The 19,215-nt window shown below is 73.6% G+C and carries 18 protein-coding genes and 1 pseudogene; 14 read left to right on the top strand and 5 right to left on the bottom strand.

Features of this window, described 5'->3' with window-relative positions; all coding sequences use genetic code 11:
* The first annotated feature begins 139 nt into the window (after positions 1–139).
* Positions 140–2,272 carry an alpha/beta fold hydrolase gene (locus tag IEZ31_RS32650; protein WP_190253891.1) on the top strand — a complete coding sequence of 711 codons (2,133 nt, stop codon included), beginning with the start codon at positions 140–142 and terminating at the stop codon, positions 2,270–2,272.
* Positions 2,273–2,331: 59 nt separating this feature from the next.
* On the opposite strand, the gene IEZ31_RS32645 is transcribed toward IEZ31_RS32650, so the two are convergent.
* Positions 2,332–3,576, bottom strand: a complete 1,245-nt coding sequence (locus IEZ31_RS32645) for a serine hydrolase domain-containing protein (RefSeq protein ID WP_190253890.1) — start codon at positions 3,574–3,576, stop codon at positions 2,332–2,334.
* A 118-nt stretch (positions 3,577–3,694) separates the two neighbouring features.
* Between IEZ31_RS32645 and IEZ31_RS32640 the strand changes: the two genes are divergently transcribed.
* Positions 3,695–4,867 carry a GGDEF domain-containing protein gene (locus tag IEZ31_RS32640; RefSeq protein ID WP_190253889.1) on the top strand — a complete coding sequence of 391 codons (1,173 nt, stop codon included), beginning with the start codon at positions 3,695–3,697 and terminating at the stop codon, positions 4,865–4,867.
* The gene (locus IEZ31_RS32635; protein WP_190253888.1) at positions 4,782–5,249 is read left to right on the top strand and encodes a hypothetical protein; all 468 of its coding nucleotides are present in this window, start codon (positions 4,782–4,784) and stop codon (positions 5,247–5,249) included. Before IEZ31_RS32640 ends, IEZ31_RS32635 begins: the two co-directional genes overlap by 86 nt.
* On the opposite strand, the gene IEZ31_RS32630 is transcribed toward IEZ31_RS32635, so the two are convergent.
* Positions 5,210–6,076 carry an alpha/beta fold hydrolase gene (locus IEZ31_RS32630; protein WP_190253887.1) on the bottom strand — a complete coding sequence of 289 codons (867 nt, stop codon included), beginning with the start codon at positions 6,074–6,076 and terminating at the stop codon, positions 5,210–5,212. The two genes, IEZ31_RS32635 and IEZ31_RS32630, sit on opposite strands and share 40 nt — an antisense overlap.
* 117 nt (positions 6,077–6,193) lie before the next feature.
* Here IEZ31_RS32630 and IEZ31_RS32625 point away from each other — a divergent pair, with 117 nt between their 5' ends.
* From IEZ31_RS32625 to IEZ31_RS32615, 3 genes are all read left to right on the top strand, one after another.
* Positions 6,194–8,248 carry an MMPL family transporter gene (locus IEZ31_RS32625; RefSeq protein ID WP_229836036.1) on the top strand — a complete coding sequence of 685 codons (2,055 nt, stop codon included), beginning with the start codon at positions 6,194–6,196 and terminating at the stop codon, positions 8,246–8,248.
* A gap of 4 nt (positions 8,249–8,252) precedes the next feature.
* Positions 8,253–8,915 carry a DNA alkylation repair protein gene (locus tag IEZ31_RS32620; RefSeq protein ID WP_190253885.1) on the top strand — a complete coding sequence of 221 codons (663 nt, stop codon included), beginning with the start codon at positions 8,253–8,255 and terminating at the stop codon, positions 8,913–8,915.
* Positions 8,916–9,008: 93 nt separating this feature from the next.
* The gene (locus tag IEZ31_RS32615; RefSeq protein WP_190253884.1) at positions 9,009–10,022 is read left to right on the top strand and encodes a cellulase family glycosylhydrolase; all 1,014 of its coding nucleotides are present in this window, start codon (positions 9,009–9,011) and stop codon (positions 10,020–10,022) included.
* Between the two features lie 25 nt (positions 10,023–10,047).
* On the opposite strand, the gene IEZ31_RS32610 is transcribed toward IEZ31_RS32615, so the two are convergent.
* Positions 10,048–10,407 (bottom strand): hypothetical protein, encoded by a 360-nt coding sequence (locus IEZ31_RS32610; RefSeq protein WP_190253883.1) that lies wholly within the window; start codon positions 10,405–10,407, stop codon positions 10,048–10,050.
* 96 nt (positions 10,408–10,503) lie between these two features.
* Between IEZ31_RS32610 and IEZ31_RS32605 the strand changes: the two genes are divergently transcribed.
* Genes IEZ31_RS32605 through IEZ31_RS32595 form a run of 3 tightly spaced genes read left to right on the top strand, consistent with a single transcriptional unit; the run spans position 10,504 to position 13,284 of the window.
* Positions 10,504–11,691, top strand: coding sequence for a D-alanyl-D-alanine carboxypeptidase family protein (locus tag IEZ31_RS32605; protein WP_190253882.1), 1,188 nt, complete (start codon positions 10,504–10,506; stop codon positions 11,689–11,691).
* Between the two features lie 10 nt (positions 11,692–11,701).
* Positions 11,702–12,595: an aldo/keto reductase gene (locus IEZ31_RS32600; RefSeq protein ID WP_190253881.1), complete on the top strand. Its 894-nt coding sequence runs from the start codon at positions 11,702–11,704 to the stop codon at positions 12,593–12,595.
* Between the two features lie 8 nt (positions 12,596–12,603).
* Complete coding sequence (locus IEZ31_RS32595) at positions 12,604–13,284, top strand: hypothetical protein (RefSeq protein ID WP_229836035.1); 681 nt, start codon at positions 12,604–12,606, stop codon at positions 13,282–13,284.
* Here IEZ31_RS32595 and IEZ31_RS32590 read toward each other — a convergent pair.
* Positions 13,245–14,354, bottom strand: coding sequence for an RNA ligase RtcB family protein (locus tag IEZ31_RS32590; protein ID WP_190253879.1), 1,110 nt, complete (start codon positions 14,352–14,354; stop codon positions 13,245–13,247). The two genes, IEZ31_RS32595 and IEZ31_RS32590, sit on opposite strands and share 40 nt — an antisense overlap.
* 122 nt (positions 14,355–14,476) lie before the next feature.
* Between IEZ31_RS32590 and IEZ31_RS32585 the strand changes: the two genes are divergently transcribed.
* A complete protein-coding gene (locus tag IEZ31_RS32585) occupies positions 14,477–15,166 on the top strand; it encodes a PIG-L family deacetylase (RefSeq protein WP_229836034.1) in 690 nt (229 codons plus the stop codon).
* Here the strand turns inward: IEZ31_RS32585 and IEZ31_RS32580 are convergent.
* Positions 15,163–16,191: a DUF2855 family protein gene (locus IEZ31_RS32580; RefSeq protein ID WP_190253878.1), complete on the bottom strand. Its 1,029-nt coding sequence runs from the start codon at positions 16,189–16,191 to the stop codon at positions 15,163–15,165. The two genes, IEZ31_RS32585 and IEZ31_RS32580, sit on opposite strands and share 4 nt — an antisense overlap.
* A gap of 124 nt (positions 16,192–16,315) precedes the next feature.
* Between IEZ31_RS32580 and IEZ31_RS32575 the strand changes: the two genes are divergently transcribed.
* The 4 genes and pseudogenes from IEZ31_RS32575 to IEZ31_RS57015 all read left to right on the top strand — a co-directional run.
* On the top strand, positions 16,316–16,990 hold the full coding sequence (locus IEZ31_RS32575; protein WP_190253877.1) for an esterase/lipase family protein: 675 nt from the start codon (positions 16,316–16,318) through the stop codon (positions 16,988–16,990).
* A gap of 182 nt (positions 16,991–17,172) precedes the next feature.
* On the top strand, positions 17,173–18,075 hold the full coding sequence (locus tag IEZ31_RS32570) for a polyphosphate polymerase domain-containing protein (RefSeq protein WP_190253876.1): 903 nt from the start codon (positions 17,173–17,175) through the stop codon (positions 18,073–18,075).
* Between the two features lie 3 nt (positions 18,076–18,078).
* Positions 18,079–18,756, top strand: a complete 678-nt coding sequence (locus tag IEZ31_RS32565; protein ID WP_190253875.1) for a DUF4956 domain-containing protein — start codon at positions 18,079–18,081, stop codon at positions 18,754–18,756.
* Positions 18,756–19,215, top strand: a pseudogene (locus tag IEZ31_RS57015) (CotH kinase family protein); the annotation flags it as partial. The gene IEZ31_RS32565 and the pseudogene IEZ31_RS57015, both read left to right, overlap by 1 nt.

The raw sequence follows: 19,215 nt of genomic DNA, 5'->3' as shown, positions 1-19,215 counted from the left end.
CGACGGCAGCCACGCCGGACCTCACTTCGGTCGGTCGACCGACCGAAGTGCCTCGACACAGCCGACCGAACGCCACCCACCGCCGGCCGACCCCGAACGGAACATCGCAACAGCAGCCGCACACCAGAGGAGGAGCAGCATGCGGGCCAGAACAGCGGACACCGAAGGGTACGTCGAACGCGACGGCGTCAAGATCCACTACGAGACGTACGGCGACGGCTGGCCGACGCTGCTGCTCATGCCCGCCTGGACGATCGTCAACAAGCGGTTCTGGAAGGCGCAGATCCCCTACCTCGCCCGCCATCACCGCGTCGTCACCTACGACGGCCCCGGCAACGGGCGGTCCGACCGGCCCGTCGAGCCGGCCGCGTACAGCCAGGAAGCCCAGGTCGCCTACGCACGAGCCGTGCTCGACGCCACCGGCACCGACCAGGCCGTCCTCGTCGCGCTGTCCAAGGGCGCGAACTGGACCCTCGACCTGGCGGCGAACCACAGCGACCGCGTGCTCGGCTCGGTGCTCATCGGCCCGTCCGTCGACTACGCCGACCCCGGCTCCCCCCGCTTGCGGTACACCGACCGCACCGGTCTCGGCCCCTCACGCGTGCCGTTCGTCGAGGCCGACCCGCTCGAACACTGGGCGAAGTACCACCGCGACCAGTGGACCACCGACCTCGACGACTTCCTGTGGTTCTTCTTCGGCCAGTGCTTCCCGGAGCCGCACTCGACGAAGCAGATCGAGGACGCGGTGGGCTGGGGCCGGGAGACGTCAGGCGCGGTGCTCGTAGCCGACAGCCTCGCCGACCGGCCGGACAGAAAGACCCTCGACGAGTGGTGCGCCCGCATCACCAGCCCCGTGCTCCTGCTGCACGGCGATGAGGACCGGGTCAGTCCCGTCAAGCGCAGCGAGACGATCGCCGAGCGGACCGGTGGCGAGCTGGTCACGCTGCGCGGGGCCGGGCACATCCCGCTCGCGCGCGACCCGGTGGCGGTGAACCTGCGCATCCACGAGTTTGCCGCACGGCTGGCGCCGAGGCAGCAGCGAAACCGGCAGTGGTCACGCTGGGCAGGACGGCCGAGGAAGGTGTTGTACCTCTCGTCGCCGATCGGCCTGGGGCACGCCCGCCGTGACGTGGCGATCGCCGCCGCGCTGCGGGAGCGGCACCCGGGCGTCGAGGTCGACTGGCTCGCGCAGCACCCGGTGACCCGGGTCCTGGAGGCGGCCGGCGAGCGGGTGCACCCGGCGAGCCGCTGGCTGGTCAGCGAGTCGGCGCACATCGAGGACGAGGCGGGCGAGCACGACCTGCACTGTTTCGAGGCGCTGCGCCGGATGGACGAGATCCTCGTCGCCAACTTCATGGTCTTCCACGACGTCGTGCGCGACGGTGAGTACGACCTCGTGGTGGGCGACGAGGCGTGGGACGTCGACCACTTCCTGCACGAGAACCCGGAGCTGAAGCGGTACGCGTACGCCTGGCTCACCGACTTCGTCGGTAACCTGCCGATGCCGGACGCCGACGCCCGCGAGGCGCTGGTGACCGCCGACTACAACGCCGAGATGATCGAGCACATCGCCCGCTTCCCGCGGGTGCGCGACCGGGCCGTGTTCGTCGGCAACCCGGGCGACGTGGTGGACGCGTCGTTCGGGCCGGGCCTGCCCGGCATCCGGGAGTGGACGGCCGAGCACTACTCGTTCGCCGGGTACGTCACCGGGTTCGATCCGGCCGCGCTGCCCGACCGGGAAGCGCTGCGGGCTGAGCTCGGGTTCGGGCCGGACGAGCGGGTGTGCGTGGTGACGGTCGGCGGCTCGGGCGTCGGCGGGCACCTGCTGGGCCGCGTGGTGACGGCCTTCGAGCCCGCCGCTCGGCTGGTGCCGGGCCTGCGGATGGTCGTCGTCACCGGGCCACGCATCGACCCGGCCGCGTTCGGCCGGCGCCCAGGCCTCGATGTGCGCGCGTTCGTGCCGGACCTGTACCGGCTGCTCGCCGCGAGCGACCTCGCGATCGTGCAGGGCGGCCTGAGTACCTGCATGGAGCTGACCGCGCTGGGCCGCCCGTTCCTGTACGTCCCGCTGCGCCACCACTTCGAGCAGCAGTTCCACGTGACGCACCGGCTGCGGCAGTACGGCGCCGGCCGTCGCCTGGCGTACGCCGACCTGAATCCGGACGCCCTGGCCGCGGCGATCGCCGCCGAGATCGGCCGGGAGACCGCATACCGACCTGTCGAGACCGACGGGGCCGCCGAGGCGGCGGCCCTGCTGGCCGACCTGCTGTGAGAGGAGGCCGTCGTGGGTAACTGCCTGATCTGACGAACCCGCACCGCGGTGCCCCGGCCTCAGCGCGGGTCGGGGTGCTGCGTGCGCTCGCCCAGCACCGTGCGGTACAGGGCCTCGCGCAGGGCCAGCTCGCGCGGGTCGTCCCACAGGTGGAAGCCGGCGCGGTTCATCGCGTAGGCGAAGCCGATGCCCGTCTCCGGGTCGGCGAAGCCGAACGAGCCGCCGGCGCCCGGGGTGCCGAAGGCCTGGTTGCCCGCGGCGCCGAAGCGGAAGCGTGGAAACGGTTTCACGTAGCCGAGGGAGAAGATCGAGTCGACCCGCAGGACCACGTCGTGCAGGCCGCCGCTCGGCGGCTCGGCCGGGCGGACCAGGGCGTCCAGCGTCGCCGGGGTGAGGCCGAGCACCGCGCCGCCGGTGGCCGCGTCGGCGTACGCGCGGGCGATCGCCCGCACCTCGCCCGTGCCGTTGGCCGCCGGCAGCTCCAGGCGCCGCACCTCCGGCAGGTTGTAGTTGCCCGTCTCGGACAGCACCTTCGGGTTGGCGAACGAGCGGGCGGTCACGCTGCGCGGGTTGAGGAAGCCGAGGACGAACCCGCGGGGCATGGTGCCCATGTGCAGCAGCATCTCCGCCGGGCGGAACCCGTGGACGTGCGCGATGCGGTCCGGGTCGACGGAGTCGGGCACGCCGATGTGGAACTCGGCGCCGAGCGGGGCGGCGATCTCCTCGGCGAAGAACCGCCCGAGCGAGCGGCCCGCGGGGTCGACGCGCCGGATCAGCTCGCCCTCATACCAGCCGAGGGAGATCGCATGGTACCCGTGGCGCGTCCCCGGCTCCCAGGCCGGACGCTGCGCGGCCAGGGCGGCGGCGACCACGTCGAGGTCGGCGAGGTCGGTTACGCTCAGCGGCCGGTCGATGGCGGCGAGCCCGCCCTGGTGCGACAGCAGCTGCCGGACCGTCATCGACGCCTTGCCCTCGGCGGCGAACTCCGGCCAGTACGTCGACACGGTCGCGTCGTAGTCGAGCAGCCCGCGCGCGTTGGCGACGGCGACCGCCAGCCCGGAGACGCCCTTGGTGGTGGAGAAGACGGTGACGAGGGTGTCCTCCCGCCAGGGTGCCCGGGATCGGCCGTCGCGGTAGCCGCCCCACAGGTCGACGACCTTGCGGCCGTCGCGGAAGACGCAGCAGGCGGCCCCGACCTCGCCGCGCTCGGCGAAGTTGCGGCGGAACGCGTCGGCGACCGGGCCGTAGCCCTCGTCCACGTCCCCCTGGACGAGTTCCGGCGGCACGTCGACCTTGAACACCATGGTGGCCTCCCACGCGCGGGTGCGGCCGACCATACACCCGCGCGGATCAATGTGCTCGCGCCCGGACCGGCGGGCCGGATGTGCTCAGGTCCCGGCCCGTACGGCCGAACCAACCTGGGTGTGGCAGAGGGTGGCCCGGTGGCGGCGCGCCGCGTCGCGCGGGCCGGTGCTACCCGCCCGCGACCGGCGGGCGGCCACGCGTTCGGTGTCGTGGTTCTTCGCCGTCGGCGGGAGCGTCGTCGGCGCCTGCGCGCTGCTCGTCCCCGGGTTCGCCGGGGGCACCACGACCGGCGTCGTCATCACCGTCCTGACCGCGGTCGCCATGGTCGCGGCCGCCGTCGTGCTGCGGGTGGTGCCGCAGCGGGTCCCGGACGCGTTCTGGGTCGGGGTGCCGTTCATCGCGCTGGGCATCATCGGCAGCCTCAACCTCGTCACCCACGACGTCAGCGTGAGCGCCCACCTGTACTTCCTCTGGCCGCTGCTGTACGCGGCGACGTTCCTGCGGTACGACGTGGCCTACCTGCTGCTCGGGTCGGCCTGCGCGGCCGACGCGGCGGTCACGTTCTCGCTGCAGCCGTTCGACGTCGGCCTGACCGACGTGGCGGCGCTGCTCACGGCGTACGTCGTGTCGACCGTCGTGGTCACCAGCCTGCGCCGGCGGGCCGACACGCTCGTGGCCCGGCTGGAGGAGCAGGCGCTCACCGACCCGCTGACCGGACTGCCGAACCGGCGCGCGTTCGACCACGACCTGGCCCGCGCGTTGCGCGCGACCCGGCGGGACGGCACGGAGCACTGCCTGCTCATCGTCGACGTCGACCACTTCAAGACGATCAACGACACCTGGGGGCACGCCACCGGCGACGAGGTGCTCGTGGCGGTGGCCGCGGCGCTGCGGCGCACCGCGCACGCCGCGGACGCGGGCGCCCGGCTCGGCGGCGACGAGTTCGCGATGATCGTCGCCGGTGACGTCGCCCGGGCCCGCCGGCACGCCGCCGCGCTGCGGCTCGCCGTCGCCCGCGGGTCGCAGCTGCCCGGCGGGCTGCCGACGCTGAGCGTCGGCGTCGCCTCGACCGCGGCCGGCGCCACGACGGCGGAGGCGCTGCTCGCCGCCGCCGATCGGGCGCTGTACCGCGCGAAGCTCGACGGCCGCGACCGTGTCGCGCTGGAGACACCGGCGGCCGGGCCGGCCCGGCAGAATCGGGCCCATGAGACGGTGGGCGGCGCTGGCCGTGGTGCTGGCCGTGGGCCTGTCGGCGGGCTGCACCACCGACCCGAGGAAGGCCACGCGTAAGGTCGACGACGCCGTCGCCACCGCCCTGGGCATCCCGGTCGCCGAGCTGGCCGCCGCCGGCGTGCGCTCCGATCCCGGTTCGATGCCGATCCCGTGCCTCGACGCCTGCCCGACCGCCCAGGTGGAGCTCCCGGCCCGCGGCGGCGACCGGGCCGACTGGCTGCCGCTGCCGGTGCTGGAGCGGCTGGTCGCCGCCGGGTACGCGGTCGAGGCCACGCAGGAGCCGTTCGGCGCGCCGTCGCCCGGCCCGGCCGGCACCGACGACGTCGCGGCCTGCCGGCGGGTGCTGCCCGCCGGCGGGTCGTGCACCCTGCGCAAGCAGGTGCTGATCCGGCTGCAGGTCTACGGCGACACGTTCGGCATCCGCGCCGACGGCGGCTGAGCGGTGAGGAACGCCAGCACGTCGTCGGTCTGACCGGTCACCGCGTGGCCCGCCCCGGGCAGGAACCGGACCGTGGCGTGCGGCACGAGCGCCTCCAGCCGCCGGCGGGTGCCGGCCGCGTCGAGCAGCGCGTCGCGGCCGCCGAGCACGGCCAGCAGCGGCGCCCGGATGCCGCGCAGCGCCGCGTCGCCGAACACCGGCAGCACCTCCCGCCGGGGCCGGAACGCGGCCTGCAGGCGCAGGAAGTAGTCCATGAACGGGCCGGGCAGCGCCGCGCCGAGCGCCCGCCCGACCGCGACCCGCCGGCCCCAGCGGCCGAACGGCAGCAGCACCACCGACAGCAGGACCGCGCCCCACCGCTGCCGGCCGACGCCGCCGGGGTTCAGCACCACCAGCCGGTCGACCCGGTCCGGCCGCCGGATCGCGTAGTCGAGGGCCAGCCAGCCGCCGAGCGAGATGCCGGCGAACGCGGCGCGGTCCACGCCGAGGCCGTCGAGCACGTCGTCGAGCCAGGCCGCGTACGCGTCGGACGCCAGCGGCGGGCGGGCCGGCGCGCTCAGCCCGGCCTCGCCGATGACGTCGACCGCGTAGACGCGGAACCGCTCGGACAACCCGGCGGCGTCGCCCATCCAGGACGCCGAGTTGGCGATCGCGCCGTGCAGCAGCACGAGCGGCGGCGCGCCGGCCGGGCCGCAGGCGACCACGAACGTCTCGCCCTGCCCCGTCGGGACCCGCAGCTGCTCGCTCGGCACCGGCCAGCGATCGAGCAGCCGGCGGTACTCCCGCTGCAGCTCCTCCGCGATCAAAGAGTCTTTATACGTCTCCATAGTGCGCAGTATAGGGAGCAATAGGGAGTGTTTGTCATCTAACACATGTTGCGTCGAAATTTGCGTCGTTCTCGTTGCAGATGTTTCGATCGTGGAAACTTCGGAGAAGGGCAACTCGTGGGAACTCGCGTGGCGGCCGTGGTCACCAGCCGGGCCGGAGCCATCGTCGTGCTGCTCGTCGCGGTCGCGCTGACCGCGCTGGTGTTCCTCACCTCACCCGCACAACCGGCGCCCGGCCCCGCCGACGGGCTGCCGGCGGGCGCGCAGTCGACGCGGGTGACCGAGCTGGCCGACCGGTTCCCGAGCGGCCGCTCCGCGGCGGTGATCGTCGTGTTCGAGCGGGCCGGCGCGCCGCTCACCGAGGCCGACAAGACGGCGATCGGCGCGGCCCTCGACGGTCGCGCGGTCTTCTCCGACGACGGCCGGGCGGCGCTCGTGCCGGTGCCCCTCGCCGGCTCACCGGACGAGGACGTCGTCCGCGGCCAGGTCGACCAGGTGCGGGCCGCGGTGCGGGCCGCGGGCCTGCCGGCGGGCCTCACCGCCCAGGTGACCGGCGGTCCCGCCTTCGGCCGCGACTTCGGCGCCGCGTTCGAGGGCGCCGACGTGCGGCTGCTCGTCTCGACCGCGAGCGTCGTCGCCGTGCTCCTGCTCCTGACGTACCGCAGCCCCTTCCTCTGGATCGTCCCGCTGGCCGTCATCGGCACGGGCGACCAGGTCGTGGCGAAGCTGCTGCCGTGGGTGGCGCGGCTGGTCGGCGAACGCACCGACGCCTCGATCGCGGGCATCGTGTCCGTGCTCGTCTTCGGCGCCGGCACGGACTACGCCCTGCTGCTCGTCTCCCGGTACCGCGAGGAGCTGCGCCACACCGACGACCGCCGCCAGGCGATGGCCGCCGCCGTGCGCGGCGCCGCCCCGGCCGTCGTCGCCAGCGCCGGCACGGTCGTCCTGGCGCTGCTCACGCTGCTGGCCGCGGTCCTCACCAGCAACCGCACCCTCGGCGTCGCCGCCGCGATCGGCGTCACCGTCGCCCTGCTGTTCGGCCTGGTGGTGCTGCCGGCCGCGCTGGTCAGCCTGCCGCGCGGCGTCTTCTGGCCGTTCGTGCCGCGGGTGGGCGGCGACGACCCGACCGAGCGCGGCCTCTGGGCGCGGGTCGCCCACACGGTCGGCCGCCGCCCGGCGCTGGTGCTCGTCGCGGCGACGGTCGCCCTCGGCGGTCTCGCCCTCGGCCTGACCGGCACGTCGATCGGCCTGGCCCAGACCGAGCAGTTCCGGACGCGGGTCGAGTCGGTCGCCGGGCAGGAGGCCCTGGCGCGGCACTTCCCGGCCGGCTCCGCCCAGCCGGTGACGGTGGTGGTGCCGGCCGCGGACGCGGACCGGGTGACCGCCGCGCTCGGCGGGGTGGCCGGCGTCGCCGCCGTGGGCCGCCCGGAGCGCTCCGCCGACGGCGACCTGGTCAAGGTCGGCGTAGACCTGACCGCCGGCTCCGGCACCCCGGAGGCCGACGCGGCCGTGCGCGCCCTGCGGGCCGTGCCGGGCACCCTGGTCGGCGGCCCGCCGGCTTCCGACCTGGACAAGCGCGAGGCGCACCTGCACGACGCCCGCGTCGTCGGGCCCCTGGTGCTGGCCGTGGTGCTGTTCGTGCTGGTGGTGCTGCTGCGGTCGCTGCTCGCCCCGCTGCTGCTCCTGCTCACGGTCGTGGTGAGCTACGCGGCCAGCCTGGGCGCCGCCGGCCTGGTCCTGACCCAGCTGCTGGGCATCCCGGCCCTGGACGCCAACGTCCCGCTGCTGAGCTTCCTGTTCCTGGTCGCGCTGGGCGTCGACTACAACATCTTCCTCGTCACCCGGGCGCGGGAGGAGGCGTCCCGCCGCGGCGACACCCGCGCCGGGACGATCCGGGCACTGGCCGCCACCGGCGGCGTGATCACGTCGGCGGGCATCCTGCTGGCCGCCGTGTTCGCGGTCCTGGGCGTGCTGCCGGTGATCGTGCTGACCCAGATCGGCGTGATCGTCGGCATCGGCGTCGTCCTGGACACGCTGGTGGTGCGCACGGTGGTGGTACCGGCGCTGGCCCTGCTGCTGGGTGAGCGCTTCTGGTGGCCGGCCCGCCCGGCGGCCCACCCGGCCCACGCCCGCCCGGCCGTGGGCGCCCACGCCGCCGAGGCCCTACGCTGACGTGATGGACGAGGTGGGCGAGGTGATGGCCGAGTTGGCCACGATGGAGGACCCGAAGGCGCGCGCGGTGAACGAGCGGCACGGTGACGACCACGGTGTGAACCTCGGCAAGCTGCGCGCGCTCGCGAAACGGCTGAAGACGCAGCAGGAGCTCGCGCGGCAGCTCTGGCAGACGGACGACACCGCGGCGAGACTGCTGGCGATCCTGATCTGCCGCCCGAAGGCGTTCGAGCGTGACGAGCTGGACGCCATGCTGCGCGCGGCCCGCGCCCCCAAGGTGCACGACTGGCTCGTGAACTATGTCGTGAAGAAGCACCCGCGCGCCGAGGAGCTGCGCCTGGCCTGGTCCGCCGACCCGGATCCGGTGGTCGCGAGCGCCGGCTGGGCGCTGACCACCGAACGCGTGGCGAAGCAGCCGGCGGGCCTCGACCTCGCGGGGCTGCTCGACGTCATCGAGGCGGAGATGCAGGACGCCCCGGACCGCCTCCAGTGGGCGATGAACCACTGCCTGGCGCAGATCGGGATCGAGCACCCCGGCCACCGCGCCCGTGCGATCGACATCGGTGAGCGCCTGGAGGTGCTCAAGGACTACCCGACTCCCCCCAACTGCACGTCGCCGTTCGCCCCGATCTGGATCACGGAGATGGTGCGCCGCCAGCCGGCGTGATCCTTTGCTCGCCGCCCGCGGGGTTGGTCCGGCCGGGCGGGGGAAGTGCTGGGCCGTCCGCCGGCCCTGCACCGATCCGGTCCGAGGTGCGTCATGAGAATGCGCATCACCATCGCGGGTGTGTCGCTCGTCGCCGTCGTCGCCGCCGTCTCGATCCTCCTCGTGGGAGAACGCCCGCACTCGGTGGCCGCACCGCTGCGGCCCGGCTTCCACGTGTCCGGCGGGCGCCTCTACGACGCCGACAACCGCGAGTTCGTCATGCGCGGCGTGGGCCACAACCACGTCTTCTACCCCGAACGAACGGCCCGGGTGTTCAGCGACGTCAAGGCGATGGGCGCGAACGCGGTCCGCGTCGAGCTGTCGACCGGCGTGATCGCGAAACGCAACGACGCGGCCGACGTCGCCCACGTGATCGCGCTATGCCGGCAGAACCGCCTCGTCTGCGTCCTGGTGGTGTCCGACACCACCGGCTGGGGCTACCGCCCGGCCGCGATCGCGCAGGCCCGGGCGGTTGACTACTGGATCAGCATCCGCCAGGCGCTCATCGGCCAGGAGAAGTACGCCATCCTCAACGTGGCGAACGAGCCATACGTCCTGGACAACTACCAGAAGTGGCCGGCCGACACGGCGGACTCGATCCGCCGCCTGCGCGCGGCCGGCATCCGCCACACCCTGCTGGTCGACGCGCCGGACTGGGGCCAGGACGTGTCCTTCACCATGCGGGACCATGCGGCGGAGGTCTTCGCCGCGGACAAGTACCGGAACACCGTCTTCTCGATCCACATGTACGGCGCCTTCTTCCGCACGACGACCGTCCACGACTACGTGGGCCACTACCTCGCGGCGAAGCTCCCGATCGCGGTGACCGAGTTCGCGTACACCCACCACGACGGCGACGTGGACGAGGACGCGATCATGGCCGAGGCCCAGTCCCAGCGCATCGGCTACCTCGCCTGGTCCTGGAGCGGCAACAGCGGGGACGTGGGCAACCTCGACATGGTGACCGCCTTCAACCCCCGCGCGCTCACGTGGTGGGGCCGCCGGGTGTTCAACGGCCCCAACGGCATCCGGCAGACCTCCCACGAGGCAACCGTCTACACCCCGTAGCCGTCACGGCTCCAGCGCCGGCGCCTCAGTCGGCGAGGTGTTGCTCGATGGCCTGGGCGACTCCGGCGACGCCGTCCCGGACGGTGCGTGCGTAGCCGATGAACAGGCGGTTCGCCAGCGGGACGGCCCAGGCCGCACGCTGAGCGATGTTGTAGACGCGGTAGGTCACCACCGTCCCGTCGGTCGACTCGGCGGCGCTGAGCTCCCCGCGGTACCACCAATGGCCTTGGAACCCGACGGCGCCGTCACGGTGGTCGATGTCGACATAGGCGCGACCGGACTCCCCGAGCATCGGACCGAGCACCCACTCGTCGTCGATCAGGCGCTGGACCTGCGCAAGCGGCGCGCGCACGGGCGCGGACGCCTCGAAGAGAAGCCGCATCACGACGCCCGGAGCGTGGTAGGACGAAGCATGCGTACACGGTGCCACAGCTCCGGCCCGAACTTCTCGACCGGCCGCCGGCGTTGTAGGTTGCCCGCCATGGCTGCGACCGGTTTTCTCGCCGCGGTGACAGGTGTCGTCCTCCTGGCCTCCCCCACCCCGGCCGTGAGCGCGCCCGCGGACGAGGCATTGCCGTGCCCGTATGCGTCCATTCCCACGATCCCGCCCACGCCGCCGTCGCCGCCGCGCGACACGTCGAAGGCCCCCGTCGGCGGTGAGCGCCTCGGCACCACCGGACTCGCCGTCCCGGCGGGCACCGCGGCCCCGCCGACGCTCTCGGCCATGTCGTGGGTCGTCGCCGACCTCGACACCGGCGAGGTGCTCGGTGCGTGCGCGCCGCACCTGCGGCGGCGGCCGGCCAGCGTGCAGAAGCTGCTGCTGGCCGCGACCGCCATGCCCAAGCTCGACCCCAACCTGGTCGTCGAGGCGACCCCCGAGGACCTGGCGCTGCCGGCGGACAGCTCGGCGGTCGGGATGATCGTCGGCGGGAAGTACCCGGTGTCGACGCTGTGGTACGGGTTGCTGCTGCAGTCGGGGAACGACACCGCGAACGCGCTCGCGCGGGTCAACGGCGGGGACGGCGGCGTGGCGGCGACGATCGCGGCCATGAACGCGGAGGCCCGGCGGCTCGGGGCCGACGACACGCACGCGGTCACGCCGTCCGGGCTCGACGCCCCCGACCAGCTCACGAGCGCCTACGACCTGGCCCTCATCGCGCGGGTCGACCTCGACCGGCCCGACTTCCGGCAGTATGACACCCAGCCGACGTTCCAGTGGCCCGCCCAGCCGCCGAAGGACCCGAAGGGTTTCCAGATCCAGAACGAGAACAAGCTGCTCACCAACTACCCGGGGGCGCTCGGCGGGAAGACGGGCTTCACGGACGAGGCGCGGCACACGTATGTCGGCGCCGCCCAGCGCGACGGCCGGCGGCTCGTCGTGACGCTCATGGGCGCCGAGATCGTGCCCGGCCGCACCTGGAAGCAGGCCTCGATGCTGCTCGACTGGGGGTTCGCGCTGCCGAAGGGCTCGTCGGTCGGTCACCTGGTCACCCCGGCCGAGGCGGAGGAGCTGCACCGCACTCCCCCGGACGAGTCGGCGAAGGCCGAGGCCGCAACGGGCCGGCCGGCGTCGCGGCACGAGCACCGGTGGGGCCTGATCGGGATGCTCGCGGGTCTCGCCCTGCTCATCGCCGTGGCCGGCGTGGTGGCGGTGCGGCGGCTGCGATAGAAACGACGGCATGGCGCTCGACCGGCTCGACCTCAGCGTGCCCGTGCGGCGGATCGGGCTCGGCCTGGCCGCCGTCGGCCGCCCCGGCTACATCAACCTCGGCCGCGACCGCGACCTGCCGCCCGACCGCACCGTCGAGGCGCTGCGCCGCCGCAGCCACGACCTGCTCGACGCCGCCTACGCGGCCGGGCTGCGCTACGTCGACGTGGCCCGCTCCTACGGGCGGGCGGAGGAGTTCGTCGCCGGCTGGCTCGACGGCCACGAGGACGTCGTCGTGGGCTCCAAGTGGGGGTATACGTACGTCGCCGGCTGGCGGGTCGACGCCACCGTCCACGAGACCAAGGACCACTCGCCGGCGACGTTCGAGCGGCAGCTCGCCGAGACGCGGGGGCTGCTCGGCGCGCGGCTGGACGTGTACCACATCCACTCCGTGACCCCGGAGAGCCCGGCCCTGACCGACCGGGCCCTGCACCACCGCCTCGCCGAGCTGGCGGCCGAGGGCGTGACGATCGGCCTGTCGACCAGCGGCCCGCACCAGGCCGACGCGATCCACCGCGCGCTGCCGATCGAGGTGGACGGCACCCCGCTGTTCCGCAGCATCCAGGCGACGTGGAACCCGCTGGAGCCGTCGGCCGGCCCGGCCCTGGCCGCCGCCCACGCCGAGGGCTGCCACGTCATCGTCAAGGAGGTCCTGGCCAACGGCCGCCTGGCGGACCGGGACGCCGAGACGATCGCGGCGGCGCTGCGCCAGCCCTGGGCCTCGACGGTGCTGTCGGGCGCCGCCACGGCCGCCCAGCTCGCCGCCAACCTGGCCGCCCTGGACGTCACCGCCGACCCGGCGCCGGTCACCCCGGAGCCCCCCGAGGTGTACTGGCAGCGCCGCGCCGCCCTGGCCTGGTCATGAGGGTTCGGGTGACGGTCCACGACCTCGGCGGGAGCGCGCGGCTGCAGCGGGTGCTCGTGCCCGGCGATCCGCTGCGGCGGACGCATCAGAGCCGGATGCTGTGGCGGCACACCGGGGCGCTCATCGGGTCGCGGGCCGACCTGTTGCGGCTCGGGGCATTGGTCCGGCTCGCCGCCGTCAGTCCGCACAGTGCGCTGTACGTGCCGCTGCGGGGCAATCCGCGCAGCGCCTACGCCGAGGAGTGGCGGCTCGCCGACCTCGTCGTCGTGCGCACGGACGTGCCGCTGCGGCGGTCGGCCTGGCCGGACGTGCGGGCGCGGCTGCGGCGCGGGCGGTCGCGGACCATGGACACGCCCGCGCCCCGCGAGGAGCGCCGGCCCGACGACTGGCGCCGCGACGGGCGCGCCCTCGGGGTCACCGAGCATGCCGAGACGGTGTTCCTCGCCGGCACCGCCGAGGCCCTCCTCGAGGCCGGCGACGAGCTCACCTGGTGCGGCAACCAGGTGGCGGTCAACCGCGACATCCACCGCTGGGGCGGCCCGGCGCTGCTGTCGCAGTTCGTCGGCCCGGACCGGCACACCGGCCCGCGCCGCGACACGTCGTGGCAGTGCATGGTGCTCGCCGAGGACGAGCTCTTCAAGCTGGGACGTCAGCGCCGGCGGGGCGGGGCCGAGTCGGCGACCTTGTAGGTGACGAGCGGCGCCGTCGTGGCGACCGGGGTGGCCAGCTCGTGGTCGACGAGGTCGGCGATCACCTGCTCGATGCGCTTGTACGCGGTCGGCGCCTCCTCGAACAGCAACTGCCGGTCGCCGCAGACCACGACCGAGCCGAGCGGGGTGCGGCGCAGCTCCTCGACGGTGTGCTTGGCCTTGCCGCGGCGCAGGGCGTCGGCCCGCGACATCTTGCGCCCGGCGCCGTGGGCGACCGAGAAGTTCGCGTCGGGGCCGGCGTGGGCGGCGACGAGGTACGAGTGGGTGCCGCGCGTGCCGGCGATCAGCACGTCCCGGCCGTCGCCCGGCGCCGCGCCCTTGCGGTGCAGGAACTCGCCGTCGCGGATCTCCACCAGGTTGTGGCACTGGTCGACGATCGGCTCGCCGACCGGTGCGCCGAGGGCGTCGGCGACCCGCGCGGCGAGCAGCCGGCGGTTCACCGAGCCCCAGCGGACGGCGTCGTCGTGCCGGGCGAGATATGCGGCCGCGTCAGGAGCCGGGCCGGCGCCGTGGACCTCGGTGTGGCCGCGCAGGATCCGCTCGCCGAAGCCGCGCGAGCCGCTGTGCACGACGAGCACCAGGTCGCCGGCGGCGAGCCCGAGCCGCTCGGCGTGGCTCTCGTCGAGCACGGCGTCGACGCGGGCCAGCTCGACGAAGTGGTTGCCGCGGCCGACCGTGCCGAGGCTCTCGACGTAGCCGCCGGGGATGTCCTCGCCGACGAGGTCGGATGCCGGCGCCGGGTCGAGCGGCGCGTCGAGGTCGGGGAACCGGGCGGCGAGCCGCTGCGGGTCGGGCCGCTTGACCCGGATCGGGAACACGGCGATGCCGCAGCCGATGTCGGAGCCGACCAGGAACGGGTAGAGCACGGACGAGGCCATGGCCGCGCCGATCGGGGCGCCCTTGCCCGGGTGCAGGTCGGGCATGGCGGCGACGTGGCGCATGCCGTCGAGCGCGGCCACCTGGTGGCACTGCGCGACGGCGTCGGACTCGATCCAGCTGGAGGCGCCGGCGAACACGGTGACGGTGGCCGGCGGATGAGGCAGGGACACAGACGCTCTCTCTGGTCAGGGATCCGGGAACGATCATCGGGGCGGGCGTCACTGCGTCATGAACCCGACTTTCCCGGAAACGCGGCAGCACGGCAAGCCAATAACCCGCACATCATTGATGCGTGATCGACGAACTTGGCACCGTGCTCGGGATCTGGGCGCACCCGGACGACGAGGCCTACCTCTCCGGCGGCCTCATGGCGCTCGCCCGCGCCGCCGGCTCGCGGGTGGTGTGCGTGACCGCCACCCGCGGCGAGCTGGGCACCCCGGACCCGGTCGCCTGGCCGCCCGAGCGGCTCGCCGGGGAGCGGACCGCCGAGCTGGCCCGCTGCCTGGCGGTGCTCGGCGTCACCGAGCACCGGTGGCTCGACCACCGCGACGGCGCCTGTGCCGCGGTGCCGGTCGAGACGGCGGCCGCCGCGCTGTGCGAGATCGTCGACGAGGTGCGCCCGGACACCGTGGTGACGTTCGGACCGGACGGCATCACCGGCCACGCCGACCACCGGGCGGTGGCGGCCTGGGCGGCCGTCGCGTTCGAGCGGTCCGCGCCGCGCGGCGCCCGCCTGCTGCGGGCCGCGATCCCGCCCGCCCGCGCGGCGCGCTGGAAGCCGCTGACCGACCGGTTCGGCGTCTTCGAGGCCGGCTACCCGCAGGCGGCCGACGGGCTCGCGCTCGACCTGCGGCTCTCCCCCGAGATCACCGCGCTGAAGGTCCGGGCCCTCGCCGCCCAGGCCACCCAGACGTCCGGCCTCATCGCGGCGATGGGCCCGGACGTGTACACGGCCTGGGTCAGCGAGGAGTCGTTCGCCTAGAGCGCGATGACGTGCCCGACCCGGGGATCGGTGCGCCCGGCGAGGACCTCCAGCCACGCGTCCCGCAGCCCCTCCGGGCCGTGGCTGACGACCACGTCCAGGTGGTCCGCGACCACCGGGGCGAACCGGTCCCAGGCCGCGGCGAACCGGGCGTCGAGCCCCTCGCGGCCCCAGTCGGCGGTCCGCTTGCGGATCTGGGTCGGCGCGAAGAACACGCTGCCGGCGCTCAACGCGTTGGGGACCTGGCTGGTCAGGCCGACGGCGACGTCGCCGACCAGCCCCGGGTGCTGCCGCAGCGCCGCGCGGACGTCCGGCCGGCCGGACACGTCGACGTAGAGCGCCGGCCGGGCCGGATCGAGCGCCTCGACGCCGTCGTACGGCAGCACCTCGTCGTAGCAGCCGAGCCCCTCGGTGAACCGGACGTTGCCGGGCGAGGTGAGCCCGACCAGCCGCACGCCGGCGTCGCGCAGCTCGAACGCGGCAGCGTACGCGGTCTTGCTCGACGCCGAGGACAGCACGACCACCTCGGCGCCCTGGAAGGCGTTGTCGACGAGGAAGTCGGCGAGCATGAACGAGGTGAAGAACAGCGGGCGGAGCAGGATCTGCAGGTCGTCGACGGGGATCGCGAGGTAGCTGTTGTACGCCGAGGGCAGGCCGGCGCGGTGCGGGCCGGCGTCGCGGAAGCGGTGCTCCTCGACGCGGTCCGGCCGGACGACGAGGTGGCTCGCCGGGGGGAGGTACCCGTAGTACCGCCGGCCCTCCGGCACACCGTCCACGGTGGACGCCGCCACCTCGGCGAAGCCCCAGACCGGCACCAGCCCGCGGCCGGGGTCCCCGGCCGGGAAGAACTCCCAGTAGCGGAAGGCGTCGCCGAGCACGCCGTAGGTGACGTTGTTGGCGGTCATCCCCACCCGCTCGACGCGCAGCAGCACCTCCCCGTCGGCGAGGGCAGGCACCGGCGCCTCGGCGACGGCGGCATCGGCGAGGTCGTTGCGGGCCACGGACAGGGTCCACGATGCGGTCATGGCGGCGACGGTACCGCCGGTGCCGCGTCCGGCACAGACCGGTGATTTCGCCGATGCCCGCCCGGCGGCCCCGTCCGGAGACTGGCTGCACGCTTCACCCCCGTCCCCTGTGGAGGCAGCCAAGATGCGCATGCGCACCCGTCTCTCCGTCCTCGGGGCCGCCCTGGTCGCCGCGGTCGGCCTGGCGGTGAGCCCGGCGAACCCCGCCGCCGCGGCCACCAGCACGCCCGTGATCTTCGTGCACGGGTTCATCGGCAACGGGTCGAACTGGACCACCGCCCTGTCGGTGTTCCGGGCCGGCGGCTTCACCCGGCTCTACACGTACGACTACAACTGGTCCGGCTCGAACACGATCAGCGCGGCCGGCCTGCGCGACCGGGTCAACCAGGTCAAGGCCCAGACCGGCGCGTCCAGGGTCGCCATCGTGAACCACTCGATGGGCGGCCTCGTCACGCGGTACTACCTGGAGGAGCTCGGCGGCTCGTCCTCGGTCAGCCACGTGGCCTCGATCGCGGGCGCCAACCACGGCACGACCTACGCCGGCGCGTGCCTGATCTACGCGAGCTGCATCGAGATGTACCCCGGGTCGCTGTTCCTGCTGAACCTGTCGGCCGGCGACGAGACCCCGGGCTCGGCGAGGTACGCCACCTGGTACTCGGCGTGCGACGGCATCATCATCCCCTACACCAGCACCCGCCTCGACGGCGCGACGAACACCAACGTGGCCTGCGAGACCCACATCGGCTTCCTCACGAACACGAGCGTCCTGACCCAGATCAGGCAGTTCATCGCGAGCTGACCCGACCGGTTCCTCGGCGGCGCTCTCGGCCAGAATGGCGGGGGCGCCGCCGGCGCGTGCTCGCAATGCGTCGTCCACCTGGCGTTCATGTGGAGTTTGAACGCTGTTCACAGGTTGCTCTGAGGTTCGGCTGGTTGTGTCCTGCTTCGTCCCCTGCTATCCCCGCAGATTGGCGAAGACCCATGCGATGGCCGTTCCGACGACGCACCGTGCCGCCGGACCGCTCCCCCGGCACCGTCCCCGCTCCGCCGGGCGCCGCCCGCAGCGACGACCACGCCGGTCACGCGCTGCGCGCGCCGAGCAAGCTGCACGCGTTCAACCGGTACGAAATCAAGTATCTGATGCCCGGCACCGCCATCCCGGCGCTGCGCGCCGAGCTCGACCGGCGCCTCGATCGCGACAGCCACGGCGCCGACGGCGGCTACGGCGTGTGGAGCGTCTACTACGACACCCGCGACCTGCGCTTCTACTGGGAGAAGATCGAGGGCCTGCGGTTCCGGCGCAAGCTGCGCGTGCGCCACTACGGCGACCGGTTCACGGTCGACGACGACACGAACGTGTTCGTCGAGATCAAGCAGCGGGTCAACCGGGTCACCCAGAAGCGCCGGGTCGCGCTGCCGTACCGGCTGGCCCGCGAGCTGTGCGACGGCCGGGCCATGGTCGAGCACGAGCCGGGCCAGGGCGCGTTCCTCGAGGAGGTGCTGGAGCTGGTCAGCGGGCTCGACCTGCGGCCGGTGGCGATGACCGGCTACCAGCGCGAGGCGTTCGTCGGCCGCGGCGCCGAGTCCGGCCTGCGGGTCACCGTCGACCAGCGGCTGCGCGGGCGGGACCGCGACTTCCACCTCGGCGCCGACGCGGAGAACCGGCTCATCGTGCCGGCCCGGCTCGCGGTGGTGGAGTTCAAGGCCAACGAGCGGGTGCCGTACTGGCTCACCGACCTCGCCGCCGAGCTGAACCTGTCCGTGGTGCGCATCTCCAAGTACTGCCAGAGCGTCGAGGCCTTCGGCCGGGCGCCACGCTCGATCTTCCACGTCCCCGACACCGAGCCCGCCGGCGCGCCGGCTTCCGCCCGAAACGAGGCCTGACCCATGCCGTTCGACGTCCAGGACCTGTCCGGCACCTTCAGCGTCGGCGACATCGCCATCGCGCTGTCCCTGTCGTTCGTGCTCAGCGCGATGATCGGCTGGGTCTACCGGTTCACGCACCGCAACGTCTCCTACAGCCAGTCCTACGTGCAGACCCTCGTCGTGCTCGGCATGCTCATCGCCCTCATCATGCTGGTGGTCGGGTCCAACATCGCCCGCGCGTTCGCGCTCGTCGGCGCCCTGTCGGTGGTGCGGTTCCGCAACGCCATCAAGGAGACCCGCGACGTCGGCTTCATCTTCCTGGTCATGGGCGTCGGCATGGCCGCCGGCACCCGGTTCTACACCCTCGCGATCGTCGCCGCCGTCGCGATCAGCCTCGTCATCCTGCTGATGTACCGGTTCAACTGGTTCGCCTCCAGCGTCCAGCGGCAGGTCGTCAAGGTCCAGGTCCCGCCGGACGGCAACTACACCGAGCACGTCCAGGACGTGCTCATCGCGCACACCAGCGAGTTCGAGCTGGTCAGCATCGAGTCGATCCGCGGCGGCGCCCTGAACGAGCTGATGTACACCGTCCGGCTCAAGAAGGGACACGAGCCCGGGCAGCTCATCGCCGCGCTCGGCGAGCGCACCGGCGGCCAGCGCGTGACGGTCCTGACCGGCTACGACCAGACGGACCTGTGATGCCGCCCCGCAGGCTCCTGCACCGGATCCCGGTGCGGGTGCGGCACTACTGGAAGCTGCTCGCCGTCTGCGTCGCCTTCGTCGTCACCTGTGCCGTGGTCTTCAGCACCGTGCGGGTCGCGCCGCTGGTCACCAGCGCCAGCGACGCCGACGGCGACCAGGTCACCGAGGACGTCGCCGGCACCACGGACCTGTTCGACGCGACGGTGCCGCACCGGATCACGCTGACCTTCCGCGACGGCGACTACCAGCGGCTGCTCGACGAGTTCTGGGACGAGGGCGAGAAGAGCTTCCTCGAGGCCGACCTCACCGTCGACGGTACCCGCATCCCGAGCGTCGGCATCCGGCTCAAGGGCAACTCCACGCTGTCCGGGCTGACCCGCAACGGGCAGGCCCGCCAGGGCGGGTTCGGCCCGGGCCGGGGCCAGGGCGGACCGGCGCCGGGCGGCGGCAACGGCG

It is taken from the genome of Dactylosporangium sucinum, from assembly GCF_014647515.1.
Lineage (GTDB): Bacteria > Actinomycetota > Actinomycetes > Mycobacteriales > Micromonosporaceae > Dactylosporangium > Dactylosporangium sucinum.
This window is presented reverse-complemented; position numbering and strand designations above follow the sequence as displayed.

What these genes read in the sequence shown, in the direction of transcription:
- IEZ31_RS32565 (WP_190253875.1), top strand. Translation starts at nt 18,079, where the DNA reads ATGCCGTTCGACGTCCAGGACCTGTCCGGCACCTTCAGCGTCGGCGAC.
- IEZ31_RS32605 (WP_190253882.1), top strand. Translation starts at nt 10,504, where the DNA reads ATGGCTGCGACCGGTTTTCTCGCCGCGGTGACAGGTGTCGTCCTCCTG.
- IEZ31_RS32570 (WP_190253876.1), top strand. Translation starts at nt 17,173, where the DNA reads ATGCGATGGCCGTTCCGACGACGCACCGTGCCGCCGGACCGCTCCCCC.
- IEZ31_RS32600 (WP_190253881.1), top strand. Translation starts at nt 11,702, where the DNA reads ATGGCGCTCGACCGGCTCGACCTCAGCGTGCCCGTGCGGCGGATCGGG.
- IEZ31_RS32575 (WP_190253877.1), top strand. Translation starts at nt 16,316, where the DNA reads ATGCGCATGCGCACCCGTCTCTCCGTCCTCGGGGCCGCCCTGGTCGCC.
- IEZ31_RS32650 (WP_190253891.1), top strand. Translation starts at nt 140, where the DNA reads ATGCGGGCCAGAACAGCGGACACCGAAGGGTACGTCGAACGCGACGGC.
- IEZ31_RS32615 (WP_190253884.1), top strand. Translation starts at nt 9,009, where the DNA reads ATGAGAATGCGCATCACCATCGCGGGTGTGTCGCTCGTCGCCGTCGTC.
- IEZ31_RS32620 (WP_190253885.1), top strand. Translation starts at nt 8,253, where the DNA reads ATGGACGAGGTGGGCGAGGTGATGGCCGAGTTGGCCACGATGGAGGAC.
- IEZ31_RS32645 (WP_190253890.1), bottom strand. Translation starts at nt 3,576, where the DNA reads ATGGTGTTCAAGGTCGACGTGCCGCCGGAACTCGTCCAGGGGGACGTG.
- IEZ31_RS32635 (WP_190253888.1), top strand. Translation starts at nt 4,782, where the DNA reads ATGAGACGGTGGGCGGCGCTGGCCGTGGTGCTGGCCGTGGGCCTGTCG.
- IEZ31_RS32580 (WP_190253878.1), bottom strand. Translation starts at nt 16,191, where the DNA reads ATGACCGCATCGTGGACCCTGTCCGTGGCCCGCAACGACCTCGCCGAT.
- IEZ31_RS32630 (WP_190253887.1), bottom strand. Translation starts at nt 6,076, where the DNA reads ATGGAGACGTATAAAGACTCTTTGATCGCGGAGGAGCTGCAGCGGGAG.